This is a genomic window from Pseudoalteromonas sp. Z1A6 (genome assembly GCF_011378745.1).
GTDB lineage: Bacteria > Pseudomonadota > Gammaproteobacteria > Enterobacterales > Alteromonadaceae > Pseudoalteromonas > Pseudoalteromonas arctica.
Genome location: NZ_WTKW01000197.1, coordinates 1 through 8015, shown reverse-complemented (window position 1 = coordinate 8015; position 8015 = coordinate 1). Strand labels below are relative to the sequence as shown.

The window sequence follows — 8015 nt, the reverse complement described above, 5'->3', positions numbered from 1 at the left end:
AAAAAGCCACCAGCGAATTTATAAATATAAAAGCTCAGTTGGGCCACGACTTTAAAATGGCATTTAATCTATCACCAACCCAACTTGATGACTTAAACTGTCCGAATAAATTACTACTCATTTTAGAACTCAATCAGCTTACCCCTAGCAATATAATTATAGAAATAACAGAGCAGCATGCACTTTCTAGCCTCACGCAATTAGAAACGCTAAATAGATTAAGAATGCACGGCTTTGGCGTATCGCTAGATGACTTTGGGGTTGGTTTTACTAATATAAATCAACTTCGCAACCTTCCATTTACTGAGGTTAAAATAGACCGCTCACTTATCAGCCATATAGAAACAGATTTATTTTCTCAAGTAGTGGTAAGTTCATTATTTAATATTACAAGTAAAGACCATTTAGATTTAGTGGCAGAAGGCGTTGAGCGTCCAGAAGAGCTTGCTTATTTAAGGCACTATAAAAGAAACTTAGCTATACAAGGCTTTTTATTTAGCTGCCCTAAACCACAAAGCGAGTTTATATCTTGGGCCAAAGATTGGCTCAGAGCTGATGGCAGACCCGCTTAAAGCGGTATCAATTTTTAATCGGGGCTGGTTAACTAATTATCACCCCGAGTATGTTTATCTTCTTCACTGACTATATGCGCACTACTCGCTAAACGTTTGTGCCAACGCTGCTTAGCTACCGCACGCATATTAGTTGACTGGTCTCGCTCATCAACAATCTCTAGCCCCATCAAGGCCTCAATCATATCTTCTAGCGTTACAATACCTTGTACGTCACCGTACTCATCAACAACTAAGCATATATGCGTGCGCTTTGTTAAAAGAGTTTGCAGTAACGACGATACATTTTGAGAGTCCGGCACCGTATAAATGGGTTTGATCAATTTACTAATTTTATAATCTGTACCTAAACGGTGAAATGCCAGCATAATATCGTTTTTATGCACAAACCCAACAATATCGTCGCTGTCTTTATCAAATACCAATATACGAGAAAATGACGACGAGCCGTGATCGTTTAAATACTGATTCACTGTTAAGTCTTTGTGAATTTTAAAAATAACCGTTCGAGGCGTCATTAAGTCGCATAATTTTGCATGTCTAAAATGCAAAAGATTACGAATAATATCAGACTCATCCTGATGTAATGCACCTGACTCTGTTCCTATAGCAGCCATTGCTTCTATTTCTTGGCGAATATAGTAAGCCTCATCGTGCTTTGGACCCATTAAATTTGTTAGCTTTTGCGCAAACCATACAAAGGGCTTCAATGATATAACTAAAAATCGTAAAGCGTAGGTAACACTTGGCGTTAAAGCTCGCCAATAATTAGCACCCAATGTTTTAGGGATAATTTCAGAAAGGATTAAAACGAGAAATGTCATAATGGCTGATGCAATACCTACAGCCGCATCGGAAAACACGACAGCTGCCTGTGCTCCAACCCCTGCAGCCCCCGCAGTATGGGCAACTGTATTTAAAGTTAAAATAGCAGCTAAAGGCTGATCTATATTGTTTTTAAGTTTTTCGAGCTGTTTAGCAAGCTCAGGATGATCTTTTCTAAGTGATGCAACATAACTAGGCGAAATACTTAATAGCACAGCCTCCATCACAGAACATAAAAACGAAATAACAATCGCCACTACCATATAAACTATCAGTAAAGTCACTTTCTCTCCTCTATATTGGATATGTGAGCATAGTAACAATACATGCTATATTTGGCCAAACTTCCAATAATAATAGGCATAATAATGAAATTTAGCGCACTTTGGTGTCATCAAAATAAGCTATTTAAGCATGCAGCGACTCTTTTGACGCTTAGCAGCTTAAGCTTTGCTGCAATAGCTGCACCATTGGATAAATCAAAAATTCAGTTTATCGGCCCACTTGCCGAAGACATGCAGTTAAAGCCTTTTCAAACACCTCATGGCAATGCCATTATTAATAATCTATTGCCGCAGCTACAAGCAGACTCAGATAGTTTTTCTGTATTTGGGAAAAAACAAAACTGGCAGCCGTTTAATAAAATCAATGCGCTCACTTTAGGTGGGTTACAGGCACTAAAATTTAATATCGAAACAACCCGCTTCACTCAAGGTACGCTTACCTTAAAAGGGATTGAGCAAGGTCAGTTATTTATTAATGGCGAACTACAAACAGGCGATAAAAATAGCTATAAGTTAGCTTTAAGTAACAGCACTCACTCTGTTTTAATAGTAACTCAGCAAGTAGCTAATTGGCATGACGTAACACTTGATTTTGCACCTAAAAATGACGTTGATAAAATTACGCTTAGCGCCTCACAAACAAAACGTTTATCTGCAAAGCAATTGTTTGATGCCCCTACAATTAGCCAATTATCACTCGCACCTAATGCCAAGCAGTACGTTACTACTACTCGTACTTATAGCGATAAAACACAAAACCAAGCAAATACAGTTACTGTACTTAAAAATTCAGACAATCAAACGCTTTATCGCTTTGAAGCGGGCCAACCAAGTAACATTATTTGGAGTCCAGATAACCAATATTTAGTGTATTTATTAAATGGTGAGCTTAAACAGCTTAGCCGCAAAAACTTATCAATAAAAACATTAGCAGACGATTTAGAAGGAGCCAGTGGCTTTACCTTTTATAACGACACCAGTCTTTTGTTTAGCTGGTCTAAATCACCTGAGAGCACTAACAGCTTAACCAAGCGCTATAAGGGCTTACAAGATCGCTGGTCGTATGCACGTACCACCAGCCAAATTTATATGCTTGATACTAAAAGTGGGTTAACAAAACCACTCAGCCAAGGTCCTCTTTCTTATAGCCTTGAAGATTCAAATAGTAACCGTGGCAAAATTTTAATGAGCCGCCCAGTAATGGCAATGCAGGCATCAACCCACCCAGAAACAGAACTTGTTGAACTCGATTTAAAATCAAACAAGCTTTCATCGCTTGGTAAATTTAAAACATTTAACCAAGCTAAATACACAAATAAAGATATTTATGTAGTTGCAGGCCCTGACTTTAAAAATGGCGCAGGCAGAGTACTACCAAAAGCAATGCTTGCTAATAACTACGACGGGCAACTCTATCTACTTACTGAAGGTGGTAAAAATGTTAAAGCACTCAGTAAACAGTTCGACCCCGCTATTGGTCAACTGCAAGTTTTAGAAAACGGCGATGCGCTCATTAAAGTAACAGAGCAAGACACTCAACCACTTTACCTATTTGATTTAAGTAAACAGCGCTTTAAAAAGTTAAATACAGGATTGGATATTGTTGAACAATTTAGTTACTCACACGACCGTAATACCGAAATTTTATTAAGTGGCACTAACGCTTTAGCGCCACAACAGCTAAAGCGCCTTAACGTAAGTAAAAATAAAACAGATTTAATATGGGATTCAAAACCAAGTAGCTATGCAAATACACGACTCCCTACATTAGAAGAGTTTAATTTTAAAAATAAACATGGTGTCGAAATCACTGGCCGCGTTTATATTCCTAGCAACTTAGATAAAACTAAAAAGCACCCGGCGCTCGTGTATTACTACGGCGGCACTTCACCAGTTACGCGTGGTTTTACAGGTCGTTATCCGTTTAACTTATGGGCAGAAAATGGCTACGTTGTTTATGTAGTACAGCCTACTGGCGCAACAGGGTTTGGACAAAAGTTTTCAGCGCAGCATGTTAATGCCTGGGGCGACTACACTGCAGACGATATTATCGAAGGCACGCAAGCCTTTTTAAAGAAATACAACTATGTTGATAGTGAAAAGGTAGGAAATTTAGGGGCATCATACGGTGGCTTCATGACCATGTTATTGGCAACTAAAACCGATATATTTAGTGCTTCAATAGCTCATGCGGGTATTTCTAATATTACCTCGTATTGGGGTGAAGGTTGGTGGGGCTACTTATATTCTGGCGAAGCATCAAAAAATAGCTTTCCGTGGAATAACCCTGAGCTTTACAGCAAGCACAGCCCTGTGTTTCATGCCGACAAAGTAACAACACCTATGCTACTTCTTCATGGTGATAGTGATACCAATGTACCTGTTGGCGAAAGCTTAACAATGTACACTGCGCTTAAACTGCTTAATAAGGACGTAGAGTTAATCGAATACAAAGGCGCCGACCACCAAATTTTTGCACGCGATAAACGATTTGATTGGTGGAACACCATGCTCGCATACTTTGATAAAAAGCTAAAAGATGAACCTCAATGGTGGGACTCAATGTATAAAAATGACTGAGCCTGAACCTTTAAAATAACGACTTAATACAGATTTATTAATAGTAGTATTAATTATTTAGCACCTTTTAATTAGTTTAAAGGTGCTAACCTCATCCTCTAATAACGTCTTATACACCTTTGAAATATTAAGTTACTTAAAACTAATAAACCCCCTTCTCAGCATTTACCTAATGGTGCTACCATACAGAGCTATAAGCATTCAAAATAAAGTACTATGGCTATTAATGTTTTATTGGTTGAAGACGATGAACTACTCGTTAAACGCATCCAAAATCACTTTGCAGATACCGAATTTACAATAGAGGTAGACCCAACTGGCGCTGATGCACTTAACATTGTAAGGCAGCGGGTAAACCTGCGCGGTGCTATATCATTAGCCATAATTGACATTGTTTTGCCAAAGCGTGATGGGCTTCAGCTGGCAAAAGAATTAAACACACTTACCGATATTGGCGTTATTGTATTATCGAGTCGTGACTCCCAAGCCGATCGTATTGCAGGCCTTGCACAAGGTGCTGATGACTATATTTGTAAGCCTGTCGATTTACTTGAGTTAGAACTTCGCATGCGCGCGCTCTATAAGCGTGTTGCCGTTAACCTAGAAGACGACGAAAGCGAAGAATTTATAGAATATGCTGACTTTAAGCTTCACCCCGATAACCGCACACTAATTACTGCTGCGGGCGTTGAGTCACGCTTAACTGAAGCCGAACATAAAGTGCTTATTTGCTTAATTAGTAATGCAGGTAAAGCCACATCCCGTGAAAAAATATCAGAAGAAATAGGCCAGCCCGATTGGAGCCCAAACGATCGTACTGTTGATGTGCTTATTGGTCGTTTACGTAAAAAATTAAATGACGAAAAAGATCAAAAACGTATTGTTACCGTTCGCGGTAAAGGCTATATGCTTTCTATTTAATACTTAGTTAATTGCGCAATAAGGCGCTCAAATGCGCGGTAATTAAGTGCTTCTTTAAGCTCATTTAAACTAATGTTTTCAGCGCCTTTTAAATCACTAATTGTACGCGCCACCTTAATTACTCTATGGTAAGAGCGTGGCGATAAAGATAACTTCTCGCTTGCTCTAGCTAAAAACTGCAACTCTGCTGGCGCCAGTACACAGTGCACACTCATTTCTTTATTATTAAGCCTCGCATTAACCTTACCTTGGCGTTTTAGCTGTAGGTAATAAGCCGCTTCAACTCTTGCTCTAACCTCAGCACTACTTTCCTCTGGCTGAGTACTTTGTAGTTCAACGCTCGTTAGACGAGGCAGTTCTATTTGCAAATCAATACGGTCAATAAAAGGTCCTGATACTCGCGATAAATAACGCATAACTTGATCGGGAGTTGCCCGCTTATCAGTATGGCTCCCTGTTGGGCTTGGATTTAATGCTGTAATAAGCTGAAACTGCGCCGGAAACTCCATTTGCCTTGCTGCACGTGAAATAGTAACCGTGCCGGTCTCCATTGGCTCACGCAGTGAATCAAGCACCTTACGCTCGAACTCCGGTAATTCGTCCAAAAAAAGTACGCCATTATGCGCCAATGAAATTTCACCGGGCTTCGGGTTTGAAGAGCCACCCACTAAAGCAACAGCTGAGCATGTATGATGCGGATTACGAAATGGCCGCTGTCGCCAATTAGTTAAATCTATGGATTGCCCAATAATGGAGTAAAGCGCGGCAGTCGAAATAGCTTCATCGTCCGACATAGTAGGCATTATAGTTGCCATTCGCTGAGCAAGCATTGATTTACCAGTGCCTGGTGGACCTAAAAATAATAAATTATGCCCGCCAGCTGCAGCAATTTCGAGTACTCGCTTTGCACCGGGCTGACCTTTCACATCGCTTAAATCAAGTAAAAAGTCAGGGGCTTGTGTGCAGTCGGGATACTCTATATTTAATGGTAAGGGTTGTTGATTAAGTAAATCCCCCCACACTTCTTGAATAGAGCTTACGGCTTTGCGTTTAACGCCATTAACTAGGCTTGCTAGGCTGTCGTTTGCAATAGGTAAAAAGCAGCAACGATCTTGCTCTTTTGCAGCAAGTACCGAAGGTAAAATAGCGTTTACACCACGCACCTCACCATTAAGAGCAAGCTCACCATAAAACTCGTACTTGTGAATATCAGGACACACTATTTGCCCAGAGGCGACTAAAATACCCACCGCAATAGCAAGATCAAACCGTCCGCCATCTTTTGGCAAATCGGCAGGGGCTAAATTTACAGTTATTCGTTGATCGGGAAAACCAAATTGTGAGTTTTCGAGTGCGCTACGTACTCTATCTTTTGATTCTTTAACGGACGCTTCGGGCAGGCCTACTATATGAAAAGCGGGTAAACCATTTCCTAGGTGAACTTCTACAATAACTTCAGGGGCATTTATACCCACTTGAGCACGAGAAAATATACGAGCTAACGACATTCCTTATCCTAGTAAATGGTGTGATTACACCAGTTTAGTCAGGATATTTAAAAACGTGTAATGTGATTTGCCATTTTATAGCAGCTAAACGAAGTAATAAGGTCATTAACATACCTAATACCATCGCCATTTCGGTTACTAACGAAAAACTAATGCCAAGCGTATAAACAGTGCCACCCGCTATACAGGTAATAGCGTAAAGCTCACCTTTTAATAGCATAGGGATCTCGCGTGCAAGCACATCTCGAATTAATCCACCAAAGCAGCCTGTAATTACAGCCATAATTACCGCTGTCATATCGGGCATACCAACAAGCTGCGCTTTTTGCGCCCCCATTACTGCAAAAAAAGCTAAACCAAACGCATCCGCTGTTTGTAAAATATAATGAGGTATCGGCTTTTGTTTATTTATAAGGCGTGTTGTAACAAATACTGAAGCTAGTATGGCAAAAAAGTAACTTTGATCGTGTAACCAAAACACAGGAACATCTAAAATTAGATCTCGCACTGTACCACCACCAATAGCAGTTACCGTCGCTAAAACTACGACTCCAAAACCATCCATTTTTTTCTCATAGGCTAGTAGAGTCCCCGATACAGCAAACACCGCAACGCCTATTAAATCAAACCAGTGGTAAAGTTCAGTCATACTTGTAACAACCCAAAAACATTTGTGCCGTTTTAACACAAACTAAACAAAGTTTTAAGTAATAACGATTTATTTTAAGAAGTTTATAACATTTTTGAAGTGTATCTCAGGGGTGTCGGGAGCTTGTGCTTATGAGAAGTGAATGCCCCACACGGTGAAGACGATCTTTAAACAATAAGCCAAATCACTACACTCATCAAATTTCAGGCATAAAAAAACACGCTTTAAGCGTGTTGTTTCATTCTTATTTATTTCAGTGGTTGCGGGAGCCGGATTTGAACCGACGACCTTCGGGTTATGAGCCCGACGAGCTACCAGACTGCTCCATCCCGCGCCTGAAATTGTATACTTGTTTAAAGTTGCTTACATTACAACTTGGCTTCCAATTTAAAAATTTATTGCGGGAGCTGTGAAGGTGAAGAGTGAACCGACGACCTTTTAAAACTACCTATTGCACTAAATCTTTATAAAATAATTGGTTGCGGGAGCCGGATTTGAACCGACGACCTTCGGGTTATGAGCCCGACGAGCTACCAGACTGCTCCATCCCGCGCCTGTGTATTTTAAGTCTATCGACTACTTTATTTTATCTCTTAAGCTAGAGTTTACAGTAACCAAATCTTATAAAAAATTGGTTGCGGGAGCCGGATTTGAACCGACGACCTTCGGGTTATGA

General features: G+C 40.1%; 6 protein-coding genes and 2 tRNA genes. 3 read left to right on the top strand and 5 right to left on the bottom strand.

Annotation, left to right across the window (positions count from 1 at the left end):
- Window positions 1-572, top strand: a 572-nt coding sequence (locus GQR46_RS12855; RefSeq protein WP_165741157.1) for an EAL domain-containing protein, incomplete at its 5' end; no start/stop codon positions are given.
- A 32-nt stretch (window positions 573-604) separates the two neighbouring features.
- Here the strand turns inward: GQR46_RS12855 and GQR46_RS12850 are convergent.
- Window positions 605-1681 (bottom strand): hemolysin family protein, encoded by a 1077-nt coding sequence (locus tag GQR46_RS12850; RefSeq protein WP_165741156.1) that lies wholly within the window; start codon window positions 1679-1681, stop codon window positions 605-607.
- Between the two features lie 84 nt (window positions 1682-1765).
- Here GQR46_RS12850 and GQR46_RS12845 point away from each other — a divergent pair, with 84 nt between their 5' ends.
- Window positions 1766-4261 carry a prolyl oligopeptidase family serine peptidase gene (locus tag GQR46_RS12845; RefSeq protein ID WP_165741155.1) on the top strand — a complete coding sequence of 832 codons (2496 nt, stop codon included), beginning with the start codon at window positions 1766-1768 and terminating at the stop codon, window positions 4259-4261.
- A gap of 216 nt (window positions 4262-4477) precedes the next feature.
- Window positions 4478-5182, top strand: a complete 705-nt coding sequence (locus tag GQR46_RS12840; RefSeq protein WP_002957913.1) for a response regulator transcription factor — start codon at window positions 4478-4480, stop codon at window positions 5180-5182.
- Here the strand turns inward: GQR46_RS12840 and GQR46_RS12835 are convergent.
- From GQR46_RS12835 to GQR46_RS12820, 4 genes are all read right to left on the bottom strand, one after another.
- On the bottom strand, window positions 5179-6690 hold the full coding sequence (locus tag GQR46_RS12835) for a YifB family Mg chelatase-like AAA ATPase (RefSeq protein WP_165727089.1): 1512 nt from the start codon (window positions 6688-6690) through the stop codon (window positions 5179-5181). The genes GQR46_RS12840 and GQR46_RS12835 overlap by 4 nt on opposite strands.
- 34 nt (window positions 6691-6724) lie before the next feature.
- The gene (locus tag GQR46_RS12830; RefSeq protein ID WP_165741154.1) at window positions 6725-7339 is read right to left on the bottom strand and encodes a trimeric intracellular cation channel family protein; all 615 of its coding nucleotides are present in this window, start codon (window positions 7337-7339) and stop codon (window positions 6725-6727) included.
- 257 nt (window positions 7340-7596) lie between these two features.
- Window positions 7597-7673: transfer RNA gene (locus tag GQR46_RS12825), tRNA-Met, on the bottom strand.
- A 142-nt stretch (window positions 7674-7815) separates the two neighbouring features.
- Window positions 7816-7892 (bottom strand) — tRNA-Met (locus GQR46_RS12820).
- Between the last annotated feature and the right edge of the window lie 123 nt (window positions 7893-8015).